14 protein-coding genes are annotated in these 17,673 nt (G+C 44.9%); 8 read left to right on the top strand and 6 right to left on the bottom strand.

Annotation, left to right across the window (positions count from 1 at the left end; translation table 11 throughout):
* Window positions 1–46: 46 nt before the first annotated feature.
* The 8 genes from HUJ21_RS12085 to HUJ21_RS12120 all read left to right on the top strand — a co-directional run bounded on the left by HUJ21_RS12085 (window position 47) and on the right by HUJ21_RS12120 (window position 10,222).
* Window positions 47–1,324, top strand: coding sequence for a mandelate racemase/muconate lactonizing enzyme family protein (locus HUJ21_RS12085; protein WP_291370110.1), 1,278 nt, complete (start codon window positions 47–49; stop codon window positions 1,322–1,324).
* Between the two features lie 148 nt (window positions 1,325–1,472).
* Window positions 1,473–2,828, top strand: a complete 1,356-nt coding sequence (locus HUJ21_RS12090) for a mandelate racemase/muconate lactonizing enzyme family protein (RefSeq protein ID WP_291370239.1) — start codon at window positions 1,473–1,475, stop codon at window positions 2,826–2,828.
* A 118-nt stretch (window positions 2,829–2,946) separates the two neighbouring features.
* The gene (locus HUJ21_RS12095) at window positions 2,947–3,879 is read left to right on the top strand and encodes an RraA family protein (RefSeq protein ID WP_291370241.1); all 933 of its coding nucleotides are present in this window, start codon (window positions 2,947–2,949) and stop codon (window positions 3,877–3,879) included.
* Window positions 3,880–4,004: 125 nt separating this feature from the next.
* Window positions 4,005–5,135, top strand: a complete 1,131-nt coding sequence (locus HUJ21_RS12100; RefSeq protein WP_291370112.1) for a hypothetical protein — start codon at window positions 4,005–4,007, stop codon at window positions 5,133–5,135.
* A gap of 83 nt (window positions 5,136–5,218) precedes the next feature.
* Window positions 5,219–7,105: a malate synthase gene (locus HUJ21_RS12105; protein WP_291370114.1), complete on the top strand. Its 1,887-nt coding sequence runs from the start codon at window positions 5,219–5,221 to the stop codon at window positions 7,103–7,105.
* A 16-nt stretch (window positions 7,106–7,121) separates the two neighbouring features.
* A complete protein-coding gene (locus tag HUJ21_RS12110; RefSeq protein ID WP_291370116.1) occupies window positions 7,122–8,825 on the top strand; it encodes an L-lactate permease in 1,704 nt (567 codons plus the stop codon).
* Between the two features lie 87 nt (window positions 8,826–8,912).
* The gene (locus HUJ21_RS12115) at window positions 8,913–9,527 is read left to right on the top strand and encodes a transcriptional regulator (protein ID WP_291370118.1); all 615 of its coding nucleotides are present in this window, start codon (window positions 8,913–8,915) and stop codon (window positions 9,525–9,527) included.
* On the top strand, window positions 9,524–10,222 hold the full coding sequence (locus HUJ21_RS12120) for a DUF3307 domain-containing protein (RefSeq protein ID WP_291370120.1): 699 nt from the start codon (window positions 9,524–9,526) through the stop codon (window positions 10,220–10,222). Before HUJ21_RS12115 ends, HUJ21_RS12120 begins: the two co-directional genes overlap by 4 nt.
* 576 nt (window positions 10,223–10,798) lie before the next feature.
* Here HUJ21_RS12120 and HUJ21_RS12125 read toward each other — a convergent pair.
* From HUJ21_RS12125 to HUJ21_RS12150, 6 genes are all read right to left on the bottom strand, one after another.
* Window positions 10,799–11,236, bottom strand: coding sequence for a hypothetical protein (locus HUJ21_RS12125; RefSeq protein WP_291370122.1), 438 nt, complete (start codon window positions 11,234–11,236; stop codon window positions 10,799–10,801).
* Between the two features lie 6 nt (window positions 11,237–11,242).
* A complete protein-coding gene (locus HUJ21_RS12130) occupies window positions 11,243–11,761 on the bottom strand; it encodes a nucleoside hydrolase (RefSeq protein ID WP_291370124.1) in 519 nt (172 codons plus the stop codon).
* 4 nt (window positions 11,762–11,765) lie between these two features.
* Window positions 11,766–13,166, bottom strand: a complete 1,401-nt coding sequence (locus HUJ21_RS12135) for a sodium:solute symporter family protein (RefSeq protein ID WP_291370126.1) — start codon at window positions 13,164–13,166, stop codon at window positions 11,766–11,768.
* Between the two features lie 123 nt (window positions 13,167–13,289).
* Window positions 13,290–14,765 carry an aldehyde dehydrogenase family protein gene (locus HUJ21_RS12140; RefSeq protein WP_291370128.1) on the bottom strand — a complete coding sequence of 492 codons (1,476 nt, stop codon included), beginning with the start codon at window positions 14,763–14,765 and terminating at the stop codon, window positions 13,290–13,292.
* Entirely contained in the window at window positions 14,765–16,435 is a 1,671-nt protein-coding gene (gene betA, locus HUJ21_RS12145) for a choline dehydrogenase (protein ID WP_291370130.1), read from the bottom strand. The genes HUJ21_RS12140 and betA overlap by 1 nt, the downstream gene beginning before the upstream one ends.
* A gap of 100 nt (window positions 16,436–16,535) precedes the next feature.
* Entirely contained in the window at window positions 16,536–17,660 is a 1,125-nt protein-coding gene (locus HUJ21_RS12150) for a PQQ-dependent sugar dehydrogenase (protein ID WP_291370132.1), read from the bottom strand.
* Window positions 17,661–17,673 lie beyond the last annotated feature (13 nt).

The raw sequence follows: 17,673 nt of genomic DNA on the forward strand, positions 1-17,673 counted from the left end.
TTAAACAATTTGTATGAAGAATGAATAAACCTCAAAATACACCAACATGAAAAACAAATTGAATAGAAGGTCCTTTCTTTCCAAGACTACTTTGGCTGGGATTACAGGGGCCGCCTTTCTTTCCAGTTATGGTTCTGGCCTTTCGGCAGCAGTGGAAAGGATGCCATCAGCTTCCAATCCCTCTGATCTGAAAATCACAGATGTCAAATGTGGTTACGTAAGGGGGGCTGTTTATGTAAAAGTATATACCAACCAGGATGTTTGGGGCTGCGGGGAGGCTGTGGATGCCATTCATGGTACTTATCACCTGGTCAAAAGATTGGGCAATCAAATCAAGGGACAAAATCCATTAAACCCCAATAGACTTGCCGAGCAATTGAGAAAAGGGGCTTTTTTTGGTGGGGCTCAGTCAGGCGTTTTCGTGGCCGTATTGACAGCCATAGAAACAGCCCTTTGGGACATTACCGGAAAAGTATTTAATGTACCCGTGTACCAGTTATTGGGTGGAAAATTTCGGGACAAAGTCAGGGTTTACTGTGATACAGCCCTATATACAGCTACAAACCCCAGCCCCTCGGACTATGCGGAAGCGGCCAGAGGTGCAGTGGACCGGGGTTATACTGCCGTCAAGTTTGATGTGGACGATGGAAGAGATCCAAATAAATATGATCGCTTCAACTGGACAGCAAGTCCCCCGGAGATTGAAAGGATGTATAATGCCATTGCTGCGGTCAGGGAGGAAGTTGGGCCTGATATAGATATTTGTGTGGACATGCATGGCAGGTATGACTTTATTACCGGGGTTAAGATGGCCCAAAAGTATGAAGATCTTGACCTGATGTGGCTGGAAGAACCTTTACCTGCTGACAATCCTGACCTTTATCAAAAGCTAACCAGCGAAACCTCCACGCCTATTTGTACTGGTGAAAACATCTACCTGGCCTATGGATTTGTCAATTTGTTGAACCAGGGCGGGGCAGACATTATCATGCCGGATATTCAGAAAGCCGGAGGATTGGGCGAAGCCCAGCGAATAGCCAATTTGGCCAATCTGTATTATGTTCCTTTCAGTCCCCATATGGTAGCATCCTTTTTAGGAGCTATGGCCTCCTGTCACGTTTGTGCTTCTGTTCCCAATTTTCAGATTATGGAATGGCAAATATATATGGATACCGACCAGATGTGGCAGGATATTGTCAGCTATGATGGTCCCAGAACCCAGGATGGATTTATTAGTCTTTCAGAGAAACCAGGTATAGGGGTGGAGATCAACGAGGAGGGGATGAAGAAATATGCCGTGGAGGGGATCCCCTTTTTTGAATAAGCCTATCAATTAACCAAACCCAGATACCATGAAACCTTATCACAATCCCAAATTCAATGACTTGTTCAAATTACCCGGAAAAAGCAAAGACAAAATAGAAAAGAAGTCTGAATTGCATCCGAAGCCGGTGCCTTCCCGGAGGGAATTTATGCAAAAAGCAGGACTAGGTGGCCTGACTTTAGGAGCCTTTATGTTCCAGCCCATAGAAGAAACGCTGGCCCACAGTACACAAAAGGTAAACAGAAATTCAAGCCCCTCCGAGCTGAGGATTACCGATCTCCGTATTGCTGAAGTGGCAGGGGCCCCCATGCGCTGCCCCATCATCAGAATTGATACCAACCAGGGAATTTATGGTTTGGGTGAAGTCAGGGATGGAGCCAGTGCCAGGTATGCACTCGTATTAAAAAGCCGCTTATTGGGAGAAAACCCCTGTCAGATTGAAAGGATATTTAAAAGGATCAAATTGTTTGGCAACCACGCCCGGCAGGCTGGTGGTGTTTGTGCTGTGGAAATGGCCCTTTGGGATTTGGCAGGCAAAGCCTATAATATCCCGGTTTATCAAATGTTGGGCGGGAAGTACAGGGATGAGATACGGCTTTATTCCGATACTACCCAATCAAAAGACCCGGAGGTTTTTGCGGATCGCCTAAAGGCAAGAATGGATCTGGGCTATACCTTTCTCAAAATGGATTTTGGGGTACAAATGGTCCGGGACAATGAGGGTTCTGTGGTCAATACCAAAGCATTTGATAAGGGGAATCAATGGGCATCTGAATATGGTAGCTACGGTAGGACCGCCCATCCTTTTACCGGCGTGCAGCTTACCGACAAAGGTGTGGCAGAGATGGTAGAATATGTGGCGGCGGTAAGAAGAAAGGTGGGATATGACATACCTCTGGCAGCAGACCACTTTGGCCATTTTGATTATAAGGAATGTATCCGCCTGGGCGAAGCATTGGAGCCCTATCGCCTGGCCTGGCTGGAAGACATGGTACCCTGGTTTTATACGGAAAAATGGAAGCAAATCACCGATGCCATCAAGACACCTACCTTGACAGGAGAGGATATCTTTTTAAAAGAAGAATTCATAAAATTAATAGATGCCAGGGCCATTGACATGATACAACCGGATTTGGCATCTTCAGGAGGTATCCTGGAAACCAAAAAAATAGGCGATTATGCAGAAGAGCAGGGAATTCCCATGGCCATGCATTTTGCAGGCACTCCGGTATCCTTTATGGCAAATATCCATTGTGCGGCAGCCACCGAGAATTTTATTTCCCTTGAGCACCACTCAGTGGATATTCCCTGGTGGGAAGACATGGTAAAAAATATACCCAAGCCCTTGGTTGTAAATGGATTTGCCAAGGTTCCCGAAGGCCCGGGATTAGGAGTTGAGTTGAATGAGGAGGTAATCAAACAGCACCTGGTAGAAGGGACATCTTATTTTGCTCCTACAGAGGAGTGGAATACCGACCGCTCCAATGACAGGTGGTGGAGTTGAAATTTCCGAATCCTAATTAAGAGAATCTGTGACCACTTGGATAAAAGGATGGGGTATGGGTTGCTTTATTAGGTTCTTTTCAAGAAATTGACGAAAAAAACTATTTAAACCTAAAATGATGATTAGAATAACGCTGGTATCTTTTGTTTTGTGTCTCACTATTACCGGATTGGGATTTTCCCAACAGATTTCCCCAACTCCGGATCAGATTAGGGCCCTGACTTCATCCTGGGAGGGGGAAAGATTTCCTGATGGGCGTCCAAAAGTCCCGGACGATCTACTGGAAAGACTCAAGGGGATTTCTATGGAGGAGGCCTGGGGCATCTTGCGGAATAATGGTTACAACAACCAGTTCGAAAATGACTGGATTATCCTAAAGGAAGACGAAGTATTGACGGGAAGGGCTGTAACAGCCCAATACATGCCGTTCAGGGAAGATGTTAATGAGTTGGTAAAAGAGGTTGGCAAAAAAGAAAACAGGGCCCAATCGGGGGGAACAAATTCCTGGCCTATAGATGTATTGGTAGATGGCGATGTTTATGTTGCAGATGGATATGGAAAAATCGTGGATGGTACCCTGATAGGTGACAATCTGGGTAACGCCATTTATGCCAATTCGGGTAATGGAGTAATTTTCAATGGTTCTGTAAGGGATATGGCAGGTCTTAGTAAAATTGACGGGTTCAATGCCTGGATCAAAGGTCATGACCCTTCTTATATTCAGGAAATGATGCTGACCACCATTAATTATCCCATCCGCATGGGCAGGGCAACTGTTTTGCCCGGAGATGCGGTTTTGGCCAATAAATGGGGTGTGATTTTTATCCCGGCTTATCTGGTGGCAGACCTGGTTATCAATGCGGAATTTACGGCCCTAAGGGACCAATTCGGCCATCAGCGACTCAGGGAGCAAAAGTATACCGCCGGTGAAATAGACAGTCGCTGGAGTGATGCCATCAAAGAGGATTTTTTGAATTGGCTTAACGACAAGCAGGACCTGCCCATGAGCAGGGAGGAGTTGGATGCCTATCTTAAAGAACGCAATTGGTAATTAGTAAAAATCCCTTTCGGCTCCGGTTGAAAGGGATTTAATTTTTTATTCCAATCAATCATTTGCGTGACAGGATCTTTGGTATTATATTAATGCTTACCGTTATGAATGATAAACCCAAATTAATGAAAATCTTTAAGCCCTTTTGTGCTGTTGTCGTATTTACCCTTTTTTTCCTGAGCGCATTTGTCTCACCAGCTTATCCGCAAACGAATAGCGAAGACCAATCAGTCGCGGGTAAAAGGTATTTATATGTAGCTGTACCTGGAATAAGAAATTACCTGGGGTATGGTGGTCACGGATTGCTGGTCTTTGACATGGACAATGACCACAAATTTGTAAAAAGAATACCTACCAGAGGTTTCAAAGCAGATGGAAAGCCCTCCAATGTGAAAGGGATAGATATCAGCATTCCACTGAACAGTATTTTTATCAGCACCCTTGAGGGTCTGCAAAGGATAGACCTGGAAACCGAGAAGTTGGTTTGGGAAAGGGAATATGAGGGTGGGGCAGATCGGATGTCCATCTCACCCGATGGGCTGACCATGTACATGCCCTCTCTTGAAAAAGATTTTTGGAATGTGGTGGATTGCGAGACTGGTGATTTGATTGCTAAAATCAAAGTGGTACAAAGAGCCCACAACACCATCTATGGGCCATCAGGAAGACAGGTTTATATGGCCGATATTGCCTCCCCTTTATTGCATGTGGCAGAAACACAAAACCATACAGTGGCTAAAAAAATCGGTCCCTTTTCCAATGGTATCAGACCTTTTACCATCAATAGCGATGAAAGTCTTGTATTTGTCAATGTGAATGATTTGTTGGGTTTTGAGGTGGGTGACCTAAAATCCGGGAAGAAATTGGCACAGGTGGTGGTGGAGGGTTGGGACAAGGGGCCTGTCAGAAGACACGGCAACCCCAGTCACGGCATAGGGTTAACCCCGGACGAGGAGGAAATATGGATTAGCGATGGTCACAACATGCGCATGCATGTTTTCAGTGCAAAACCTCCCTATCAACAATTGACAACGATCCCCCTTCAAGACATGCCAGGCTGGGTTACCTTTAGTCTGGATGGTAAGTACGCCTATCCTTCCAGTGGTGAGGTGATTGATGTGAAAACCAGGTCCATTCTCTATACGCTCCAGGATGAATTTTACAATTACGTAGCCAGTGAAAAAATGATAGAAGTGCACCTGGAAAACAAAAAGGCCATAGCTGCGGGAGACCAGTTTGGTTTAGGTAGAAAATAAAAGAGATTTTTCTGTTGCAAAAACATAAATTTAAAAGCCATTCAAAAAACCCTTAGTTCATTTAAACTTCAATTGAGTAACCTATGACTGAAAAAAGTATCATTATCCGCAATAATTTAAATCAGGAATATCAGGATGTCTATACCGATGAGGTATTGTCTGCCCTGGAATTAATGGCACCTTTTAATGCGGAGGTGAAAAAGTTAATGGAAGTCCGTTTGCGCAGGAGGCAGGAAAGAAGGCAAAAGCAGAAGCGGATTGATTTTTTAGACCCTTCTACAAATATCCCCGGTACTTCAATCAAAGTGGAAGATGCAAGAAGCGGGAAATTTGAAGGAACGGCCATACCCAAAGACCTGCAAAGGCAGTGGGTTCAGGGTACAGGGCCTGGAGCCAAACCCAACGCCCCTTTGGAAAGCAGTATACGAAATGTAGCCTATGCGCTGTTGTCAGGTGCCGACGGTTGGATGTTTGATGGTGAAGATGCTTTGGGTCAAACGGGTACCATGTCGCTGGATAATCAAAGAAACCTAAAGTTAGCCATTCATCGAGCACCCGTTTTTTTAACTGTGGCTGAGCAGGTGGCAGCACAAATGAACAGCTGGTCCAAAGAATTTTTTGGAGAGGAGAAGATCCGGGACTATAAATTACAGTTGGATTTTACTACTGTTATTTTCAGGGCCAGGGGCCTCCATCTGGATGACAGACACCTGCGCATGAAAGATGGCGCTTCATTTTCTGCCTCTATTGCAGATCTGGTGCTATATGTGACCAATAATTATCAGGTGCTCCGGGAAAAAGGTTCCTCTATCGTGCTTTACCTGCCAAAGATCCAGACAGCTGAAGAAGCGGCTTTATGGAACAAGATGATATCCCATCTGGAAAAGCACCTTGGATTGGAAGAAGGAGCGGTAAAGGTTTATATTTTGGTGGAACAGCTTGAGGCAACTTATCAGCTGATGGAAATCAGGGCAGCCCTGGGCAAACATTTTGTTGGTTACAATACCGGCAGGTGGGATTACATCAATAGCGTATCCGATGCCATGGCCTGGGATCCTTCCTTTATCAATCCAAATATAGAATCCATAGGGATGACCTATGGATACATGAGAAATTACGAGGACCGGGTAAGAAGGGCAGTCAATACGGCTGACCAGCTTGGGAATTTTGCCCTTTGGCAAGGAGGAATGGAGCCTAATATTCCGGTGGGCTCAGAAGAAGGCGTGAGCAATAGTATGAATAAAGCCATTTCAGGAGCAGAGAGAGAGCAGCGGGAGGGAGCGAGTGGCAAATGGGTAGCGCATTGGAAAATGGTTCACATCATTCGCCCGGTATGGGAAAAGAAAGGTGAAGCCAATCAACTGGGAAGAAAATTTCCTCCTTTGACTTATTCTTCCGAAGATGCAGCTGGCTTGATACTACTAGAAAAAGCACCAAGGACCATCAGAGGAGCCAGAAACCTGTTGAGTGTTGGTTTGCAATATGGCAATGCCTTTGGACAGGGCATGCAGGCTGCAGCTCTGAAACCTGCGGATTTCTTTGGGGATGATGATGTTCTTTACCTGATGGAAGATATGGCCACAGGAGAAATCCGTTTGAGTATTCTTTGGGAATGGCTTCACAAAGGCGCTGAAATTACGGAAGATGATCCAGAAACAGGCTTGGTCAAAGGGGACACTTTTTCTGAAAAAACATTCGATAAATTACTTAAAGAGGAATATGATAAGCTACTGAATGCCAATGATAAAGATGTATACAATGCATCTAAAGATACAACCCTTCCAATTGCAAGAAAAATCGTTGACGTGTACGTTAAAGAGGACATTAAGATTCCCTGGTTTATCGATTTATTGAATATCAATCTGAATAATACGAATTTGAAAATTGCGGAAGATAGGATACACCTTTATGTGAAAAAATTGAAAGAAAAGGGAGAGCGGGTCACTGAAAATCTGGATTTTACCGTTTAAGTCTTTCCGGAATGCCATGTCGATGAACCTGCTGTTTTTACTTGCTCTTTTTCCCATTTTACTTGCCGCAATCATGTTGGTAGGTTTTAGGCTGTCTGCCAGGATCACCATGCCGGTGACCTTTTTGCTGACATCGATTCTGGCCTATATCTTTTGGGAGATGTCATTGCTGACCATTGTGGCTGCCACCATACAAGGTTTTTTCATCACCTTTGATATATTGTATATTGTATTCGCAGCGATACTGCTACTCAATTTATTGAAATATTCCGGTGGGGTGGATACCATCCGGAATGGTTTTCAGGGAATAAGTGCCGACAGGAGAGTACAGGTGATCATCATCGTTTGGCTTTTTGGTTCTTTTATCGAAGGCGCAGCAGGCTTCGGTACTCCTGCTGCAATTGTTGCCCCCTTACTGGTGGCCCTGGGGTTTCCGGCCTTGGCTGCAGTGGTTTTGGGAATGATGGTGCAAAGCACAGCCGTAACATTCGGGGCCGTAGGTACGCCCATATTGGTAGGGATAAGGGGTGGTCTGGAAAGTCCCGAATTGACTTCCAGGCTTGATTTACTCGGTTGGGAATTTTCAGAAGTTTTGCTCAAAGTCACCGCCAATGCAGCCATTATTCATGCAGTGGTGGGAACCCTGATGCCATTTTTGATGGTATTGATGCTTTGCCGGTTTTTTGGAAAAAAGAGGTCATGGAGGGAAGGTCTCCAAATTTTTCCCTTTGCCTTGTTTGCTGGCTTTTGCTTTACATTGCCTTATTTGATTACAGGCATATACCTGGGGCCTGAATTCCCTTCATTGATTGGCTCCTTGGTTGGTTTGGCTTTAGTGGTTACAGCGGCTAAAATTGGTTTTTTGGTTCCGCGGAAGGTTTGGGATTTGGAAGCTTCTGGTGCCTGGCCACCTGCATGGAAAGGTACCTTAAATATCCCTGCTGCCGGCTCCAAGAACGCGGTTGCCAGGGTAACTTTGATTAAGGCATGGATGCCCTATATTATTCTGGCCATTTTATTGGTCATCAGCCGATTGCCCCAATTGCCCGTCAAAGCCTGGCTGACCGGTATTTCCTTTGGCCTGGAAGGTATTTTAGGTACCAACATTTCAGGCAGCAGTACCCCCTTGTATTTACCAGGGACCATCCTTTTATTGGTTTGTTGCATGACCTATTTTCTCCATCAGATGAAGGGTGCTTCGGTGAAGCTTGCTCTAAAGGATAGCGGTTTGATGATCCTGAAGGCAGGTGCAGTACTGTTATTTGCCGTGGCCATGGTGAGGGTATACATCAATTCCGGAGAAAATGACTCAGGCTTGGTGGCCATGCCAATCTTAATGGCTGAATGGACGGCAGAAAAGGTAGGGATGATTTATCCATTTTTTGCCCCCATGATTGGGGCTCTAGGTGCATTTATTGCCGGAAGCAATACTGTCAGCAACCTGATGTTCAGTCTTTTTCAGTATGGTGTTGCCGACAAGTTGGGAATGGCCCCCACCTGGGTCCTTGCCTTGCAAGCCGTAGGAGCAGCCGCAGGTAACATGATCGCTATCCATAACGTGGTGGCTGCTTCAGCTACCGTGGGTTTGTTGGGCAAAGAGGGGAGCGTACTGAGAAAAACTGTTTTACCTACCCTATATTATTTGGTTTTTACAGGATTGATAGGGATGCTTTTAATTGGTATGGTAGGAGTGGTGGATCGCTTTTTGATTAATGTTTAGTTAAATTATCACCTTTTTAATTGATAAAATTGATTATCATGTTTTTATGTGATATATTTAATTATCATTTAATAACAGGATATTGTAATGATTGCAATCATAACCGGAGACATCAAGGATTCCAGGATGGTACCAGCAGAAAAATGGATGGGGCTGCTAAAGGCTGAGTTGGAGATTTGGGGCAAAGCAGGAGTGGACTGGGACATCTACCGCGGAGACAGCTTTCAATTGAAATTGGAGGATCCTGCGGATGTGCTGCAGGTTGCTATCAGAATGAAGGCAAGAATCAAATCAATAGCCCCCTTGGATATCAGGATGGGTATTGGTTTGGGAGATGAAAATTTCAGGTCAAAACGCCTTCTGGAAAACAACGGAACAGCCTATATACATTCTGGGGAGGCATTTGAGAACCTGTCAAAAAGCAACCAGGCATTGCTGATCAAAAGTCCCTTTGATGTATTTGATCAGGAAATTAACCTGATGTTGAAATTAGCTCTGACAGTAATGGATGAATGGACAGAAAATTCAGCCAGTACGGTTTACCTGGTCATGAAGCACCCCGAAAAAACACAGCGGGAACTTGGGGAGTTGGAGGGAATCAGCCAGCATGCCATAAGTGCCAGGTTATCCAGAGCCAGGTTTGATACAGTCAATGCTTTGTTGGATTATTTTCCCCGTAAATTGGAAATGTACTTGTCATGATCATTTTAATTAAGCTCATATTGGCCCATTTATTAGGGGATTTTGTTTTTCAGCCCAGGAAGTGGGTAGCAGCCAAGGAAAGCAAAAAGTTGGGTGCTTATCAACTGTACCTGCATTTGCTGGTACATGGCTTGTTGCTGATGCTTCTGGTAGCCGATATTGATTTCTGGCCCTATGCTTTGGGAATCACAATGGCCCATGGGCTCATTGACCTGATAAAATTATATGCTCAAAATGAGCAAAGCAGGCGGTATTGGTTTTTTATCGACCAATCCGCCCATTTGCTTACTTTACTTGTCGCAGTATGGTTCTATGACCATTCCCTGTTTGACTGGATTTTTCAGCTCAGGGACAAGCATTGGCTGGCCGTCACAATTTTTGTGTTTTTATCTTTACCGGCATCCGTGATCATCAAAACCATTATATCCAGATGGAACCCGCTGCCGGATGATCATACGGCTTCCCTGGATAAAGCAGGCCAATATATAGGTATACTGGAGCGCTGGTTTGTATTTGTATTTATCATGGCAGGAAGATGGGAGGCCATAGGGTTTTTGGTAGCGGCAAAGTCAGTTTTTAGATTCGGAGATCTCCGGCAGTCAAAGGATAGAAAATTGACAGAGTACATTTTGATTGGAACTTTATTGAGTTTTGGATTGGCTATTTTAAGTGGCTGGATGTACGATCAATTTTAAAATAAAAGAGTGGATCTATAAATCGCTTTTTGGAACCATAAAAGAATCTTTTTTACTGTTGATGGAATGAGCCGGGGAATAACAAATAAAATTTCCCAGGCTACCTATACCTTTTCCTGTTAAAAACCTTGTAACCAATTGATTTTAAGTACCCTAAATTGGACAAATCCCTTTTAAGGCTTTGGCAAATGCAAAATAGTTGGTTTAAAATAATCCATACAATTAATTTTGTTTTTCAAAATTAAAAAAAATGTTTTGTTCATTTTAATAGTAAAAAATATGGTAAAATATTATAATTACCATTTTTTATCTGTTACCTTTATTTTATCAAACAGCAATAAGATAAAAGAATATTTGAGGTTTAGGTATCGGTTTTTTAAACCTGGCCCGTAAGGTCTGGGAAAAGAAAAAATGGTCAAAGTGTAAAAGCTTGGAAAGAATTTTGGTTAGTTGGTTATTTTTTAATGTAGGGTTTGTCCGGGGTTTCATGAAAATTGAAACTCCGGCCTTTTTGTTTATAGGGCTTTACAGCAATCAACTGAATTACCTGGGTTGAATTTGCTTTCAGACCATACCCTAAAAATCAGCCCTGTAATGTCCTACCATCAGGGCATCGATGATTTTGGCAACTTCTGTGGGAGGGGTTTTGGCCATGAGGTATTGTTGCTGCCCGTTTTTATCCGTTTTCCACGCATTGCTGCCATCATCATGAACAATGGCCATTCCTTTGGGGCTTAGCTCCCAATAGCTGTCTGGTGAGATAAGGTACAGCAATACCGATTGGTCCCAACTTTGCCTGCCCGAAAAGTCATTGTACAATTGATAACCCATATAGACGGGGCTATCGGGTTTTAGGGATTTTTTAAGATATTCTCCTCCGGTAATGACTTCATTGCCGATTTCCCATCCGGAATATATCACCCTGCCCGGCCATTGTTCCACTGTGATTTGGGTGGATTCCGGGTCAGGTCTGTAGAAATTGGCTTCTTTGCCCACTGGAAATTGTCCGCCCATACAGGCTCATAGCTTTACTTTTTTTCGGATCAGTTCAAAACCTGAGAGTTTACTGATATCATCAGGAGCAGACTGTATCAAATGCATCAGATTCGTCAAATGACCTATAGTAACAATGGTGACACTGCTGTCTGCTTCTTTTGCCAGGAGTTTACGGTATAGCCGGGTTGCATCTTCGGCATCGGCATACTCGTTCAGCCGCTTTGGAAAGGTATGGCTGATCGCCCGGGTGTATTTGGAGAATTCTCTCAAATCAATTCCTTTTTCTACTCCTATGGGAATCTGAGGCCTTCCGAAATAATGATTGATGGCATCGGCACAAAGTGGGGCATGAAGATCATCACTGGTAACAATAATGCCCAATATTTCTACCCGTTCATGATCTTCAAGGGTATGCAACATGGCCATAGCCCCCACATCATCTACATCCGAATCGAGATCTGTGTCCAGGATTAGCCTTTCGGTTTGGGCAAGAGTCAGTTTGCAGCAAATCAGGAAAAGCGAGGAAAGCAGCAAATTTTTCATAGGCCTATTTTTCTTTGACCTTAGCATGGGTCAGGTATGATACCAATACAATGGTTAACAAGCTGGCCAACATGGCAAAGGTTCGGAAAGGAAACTGTATGCCAGCAACAGGATCATTCATTGGGTAGGGTAGGAAGGGTTCTATACCGAAAATGGGTTCTCCACCGCCAAACCTCAAAATCAAGCCTACCAGAATTCCTGCAATGGCACCATATTGATTGCTTTTCTTGAAATAAAGAGCCAATACCAATTGGGGAAACAGCACCACATAGACCAGGTCGGCACATAGGTACCAAAGCTCATACACACTTTGAAGGGTCAGGGCCAGCCAGGTGGAAATGGCCCCGATTACCAGAATGGCCAGACGAATGGTTAATTTTATTTGTTTGTCGGTACAGGAGGGTTTGATGAGTGGGCGGTATAGATTCCAGGTAAACATAGAGGAGGCAGATAATATGGAGGAATCTACAGATGACATTACCGCGGCCGCAACTGCTCCCAGTCCCAGGGCTGCGATCAAAGGCGGTGTCATTTCCAGGAGTACATAGGGAAGTACCATGGTGGCTTCCGGAGCTGTACCCAGGGAGGATGTGCTCCAGTCAAAACCTACACCCGCTACTCCGATAAATATGGCAGGTATGGCCATCAGGGCGCAACAAATCCCACCAAATATGGAAAGCCTCACAGCGGATTTATCGGAATTGGAGGACAATACGCGCTGAAAATAAACCTGCCAGGGTATGCCTCCCATGACCAGCAACAAGGCAAAGTCCACCCAAACCCATATCCCGTTTCCCCAATCGGGATCATTGCCAGTGAAAGCATTGAGGGAAGGGAATAAGGTAAAGCCATTGGCTATGTTTTGGTCATAAAGTACCAAGGCCTGCTCTAATCCGCCGATTTTATCCAGGGCAAAAGGTATGCTGATGCCCAGACCAATGATAATAAATGCGAGCTGCACTACATCCGTATAGGCTACAGACCACAGGCCTCCCAGCATGGTATAGCCCACCGCAATACTCGCCGATACCAAAATGGCCGTCTCCAGATCCAGGCCAAATATAGTGGCAAAAGTAATTCCCAGGGCAGCCAATATAGCAGCACTCCAGAAAATCTCTCCTATCAAAGCAGGGATGAAAAGAACAGCGGCGGTCTTTTTGCCATATTTGTTTTCAAAAACATCAATAAAGGTGGTGAAACCAAAGCTTCTGATCTTTTTAGCAAAAAACAAACCTCCCAAAATCAAACTCAGGGCATAGCCCCAGGGAGCCTGGGCCCAGACCAGCCCCCGGGCACTGTCATATACTGCCTCACTGGTGCCGATGATATAGCCGCCACCTACCCAGGTAGCAGTCATGGTAAAAATCCCTATCCATGCCGGCATCCGCCTGCCTGCCAGTAGCATGCCTTGCGAACTTTGATCTCCCGATTCCTTTCTACTGGCATAATATCCAGTAAGCAGAATGATCAGGTAAAAGAAAAGGGTTACGAAAATGCCTAGCGTCCTGGTATCGATGATATTGTAGTTTTACTTCCCAAACCAATTTATGGGCTGGGGGTTAAAATTTTGGTAAATGTGCTTGATTTCCTGAAACTCTTCCAGGCCAGTATGACCCAGTTCTCTTCCAAGACCGGATTGTTTGTATCCTCCCCATGGCGCCTGGGTGAAGTACACGTTGAAATCATTGATCCATACCGTACCAAATCGGAGGGCCCTGGATACCCGATCAATCCGTTCGGGATCTCTGGACCAAAAACCTCCTGACAAGCCATATATGGTATTGTTGGATTTTTTAATGGCTTCTTCTTCCGTCTCAAATTTTTCCACATGGACTACAGGTCCAAAAACTTCCTCTTGTACGATGCGCATGTTTTCCTCGCATCCGACCAATAGGGTAGGTGCATAAAAAAAACCTTGTTTTAGATCCGGCTCCTCCGGTCTTTTTCCCCCAACGAGCAGTTTGGCCCCTTCCTGAACCGCAGTTTGAACATGATTTTCGACTTTCTGCAATTGGTCAGCGGAGATCAAAGGGCCCATTTGGGTCTTTTCATCCATACCATTTCCCAATCGGATATTTCGGATTCTTTGCTCCAATAAGGAGACTACCTGGTCATGGATACCTGAAGCAACCAGCAATCTGGTGCCGGCAGAACAAATTTGTCCGGCATGGAAAAAAACACCGTTGAGGATAAAATCTATGGCGGATTGCCAGTCGCCATCCTCAAAAAGGATATGCGGATTTTTGCCTCCCAGTTCCAGAGCTACTTTTTTGACGTTTCCGGCAGCGGCCTGCATGATCTTCTTGCCAGTCAGCACCCCACCCGTAAAGGAGATCATGTCTACGGAATGGTTTTCAGCCAGTTCTGCACCCACTGAATGACCCGGGCCCAGTACGGTATTGATCACCCCAGGGGGAAAACCGACCTGCATTGCCAATCTGGTCCATTCGATGGTAGTCAAAGGAGTTATTTCGCTGGGTTTGATGACTAGCGTACATCCTGCTGCCAGTGCCGGAGCAATTTTCCAGGCGGCTTGCAACAAAGGGTAATTCCAGGGGCAGATCATCCCTACCACGCCTACCGGCTCCCTTTCCAGGCGGCTATGCGTATTTGGGTTGGGACTGGCTATGACCTCTCCGGCATGCTTATCTGCCAGTCCGCCGTAATACCTGAAAATTCCCGCAATATCATCCATGTCCCACAGGCTTTCGGTGTAGGTTTTTCCCGTATTCAGGGTTTCCAATTCTGCCAGCTTTTCTTTTTGGGCCTCAATAAGGTTTCCCAATTCATAAATCATTTTACCACGTTCTGTGGCTGATATTTTTGACCACTCTCCCTGGTGAAATGCATTTTGGGCACTTTCTATAGCTGCTTTGGCATCTTCCCGGTCACCTTCTGACACATGAGCAATGACTTTTTGGTCAAAGGGATTTTGGATGGACCTTTGGGCTCCGGCTTTTGCCGGCACCCATTGGCCATTGATGAATTGATGAAGTAAATCCATTAATGGGTGAACTGATTTTTTTCCACCTTAGGTGAATGTTTGTAAAAAGGGACCTCTTGTGGGGCTTCGGGGGTATTTCCCAGCAAAATGTCAGCAGCTTTCTCTGCAATCATGATCACCGGTGCATAAATGTTGCCATTGGTAATATGCGGCATGACAGAAGCATCCACCACACTCAGATTAGAAATACCATGAACCTTTAGCTGGCTATCTACTACAGACATATCATCATAACCCATTTTACAGGTACAACTGGGGTGGTATGCACTTTCTCCCTCTCTGGCCACAAAATCCAGAATTTCCTCATCGGTTTCAACACCATCACCAGGTGAAATTTCCTTGCCTCTCAAGGTATCAAAAGCAGGTTGGTTGATCAGTTTGCGCGTACAGCGAATGGCTTCTATCCATTCTTTTCTTTCCTGATCGGTGGACAGGTAATTGAAAAGAATACTGGGGTATTCCGAAGGATCATCGGACTTTATTTTCACATGTCCCCTGACATCGGTGTTCATAGGCCCTACATGCAACTGGAAGCCATGTCCTTCATTGGGAGCCGAACCATCATAACGGATGGCAATGGGTAAAAAGTGATATTGCAGGTTGGGGTAGGCCACCTCATCATTGCCTCTGATAAATCCACCGGCTTCGAAATGGTTGCTGGCTCCAACGCCCGTTTTATTGAAAAGCCATTCCAGACCGATTTTGGGTTGGTTGTAAAATTTCAGGGAAGGGTAGAGGCTAACCGGCTTTTTAGCAGTCCATTGCACATAAACTTCCAGGTGATCCTGAAGGTTTTCTCCTACTCCTTTGAGATCGGCAACAACAGGAATGCCTAATTTTGTCAATTCTTCCCCGTTACCAATTCCGGATAGTTGCAATACCTGAGGGGAATTGATGGCTCCCCCACAACAAATGATTTGACCGCCATGCGCGGTATGCATTTTTCCTCCCTTGGAATAGGTCACACCAATTGCTTTATTACCATCAAACAGGATTTTAGAAACATTTGATTTCAAACTGATGGTCAGGTTTTTTCGATCCATCACAGGGTGCACATATGCCCGCGCAGCATTCCAGCGCCTGCCCTTATATATAGTGGCATCAAATTTCCCGAATCCTTCCTGCTTGTAACCATTTACATCCTCAGTCAATGGATAGCCTGCCTCCTGCACAGATTTAAAAAATGCATCAAAAAGAGGATTATCGCATTTTGGCGTGGTAAGGTGCAACGGACCGCCTTCACCCCGGTAACTATCCCCTCCGATCAGCCGGTTTTCCATGCGTTTAAAATAAGGAAGGCAATGGGCATAGCTCCAGGCCTCCAATCCTTCGTCTTGCGCCCACTTTTCATAATCTAAGGCATTGCCCCGGATATAAATCATGCCATTGATACAACTTGATCCCCCCAACACTTTTCCCCTTGGCTGGTAGATCCTTCTATTGTGCATGTATGGCTCGGGGTCTGATTCGTATCCCCAATTGTAAAAATTATTACTCAAGGGGTAGGTAAGCGCTGCAGGCATGTGGATCCTGAAATCCCAGCCATGGTCCAGCCTTCCTGCTTCAATAACGAGTACTTTGTTTTTAGGATCTTTGCTCAATCTATTGGCCAACACACTTCCGGCAGAGCCGCCGCCAATGATGATAAAATCATACTTATCGTTCGGCATTATTTAAAATTTGTAACTGGTAATAAGTCTTAGAATTTTTTCGGATATTCCATTATCTTAATGGATGAAAACAGGCAGTTTTCGCGAATGCTCTTTAAACCTAATTTCTAGGAAGGATTTTCACAATGCCTTTGCCTTCTATCCCTGCATAAATATAACCGTCCGGTCCCTGTATTACATTTCGGACCCTCCCCATGCCATCAATAACTTTTTCTCTTTTGGTTACTTCCTCGCCTTCCAGGCTAAGTTTTTCCAGGTAGGCAAAACTCAGGGAACCCACTAACAGGTCTCCTTTCCAAGCTGGGTACCTATCTCCTGTTACCAGGGCAAAACCACTTGGAGCAATGGAAGGAACCCAATAATAGAGGGGTTGCTCCATTCCGGGTTTGGCAGTATCCTCCGTCAGGATGGTTCCATTGTAATTGATGCCATAAGATATTTCCGGCCAGCCATAATTCGCTCCTTTTTTTACCACATTGATTTCATCACCTCCTCTTGGGCCATGTTCATGCACCCAAATTTCACCGGTTTCCGGGTGTAGGATCATTCCCTGAGGATTTCTGTGACCATAAGAATAAATGGCTTTTTTTGCAGCCGCATTATTGACAAAGGGATTATCGTCAGGTATGCTTCCATCATCCTTTAAACGATATACCTTGCCACCATCTCGCGTAATGTCTTGTGGGTTTTCCTGGTGATTGCCCCTCTCCCCGATAGAAAAGAACATGTAACCGTCCTTGTCGAATACAATTCTGGATCCATAATGCTGCCCGGCATCGGTATTTGGGGTAGCTTTATATAAGACCTCAAGGTTGGACAATTGATTGCCTTGTAATTTTGCCCGGCTGATGGCCGTATGGGCACCATCACCTGGTCCCTCTTCAGAGGAATAAGACATGTAAATCCACCCGTTGCTGGAATAATCGGGATGAAGGGTAATATCCAACAGGCCACCCTGACCTTTGGCCCTTACTTCCGGTACCCCTTTTATCATGGTTTTTTCACCATTTTTAAAGTGGATCAGTTCACCGGCTCTTTCGGTAATCAACATGCTGCCATCCGGTAAAAATGCCAAACCCCAGGGCAGTTTCAAATCACCGACTACTGTTTCGATGTCATAATTGCTCCATTCTGGCTCGGTGACTTCAGGGCCATTGGGAGGAGTCTGGCCCATACAGGCCACATATAGAAAAGTCATTATCACTGCAAGAAATGTCGATTTCATAAGGTTCGGTATA

Source organism: Cyclobacterium sp. (assembly GCF_014762705.1).
Lineage (GTDB): Bacteria > Bacteroidota > Bacteroidia > Cytophagales > Cyclobacteriaceae > Cyclobacterium.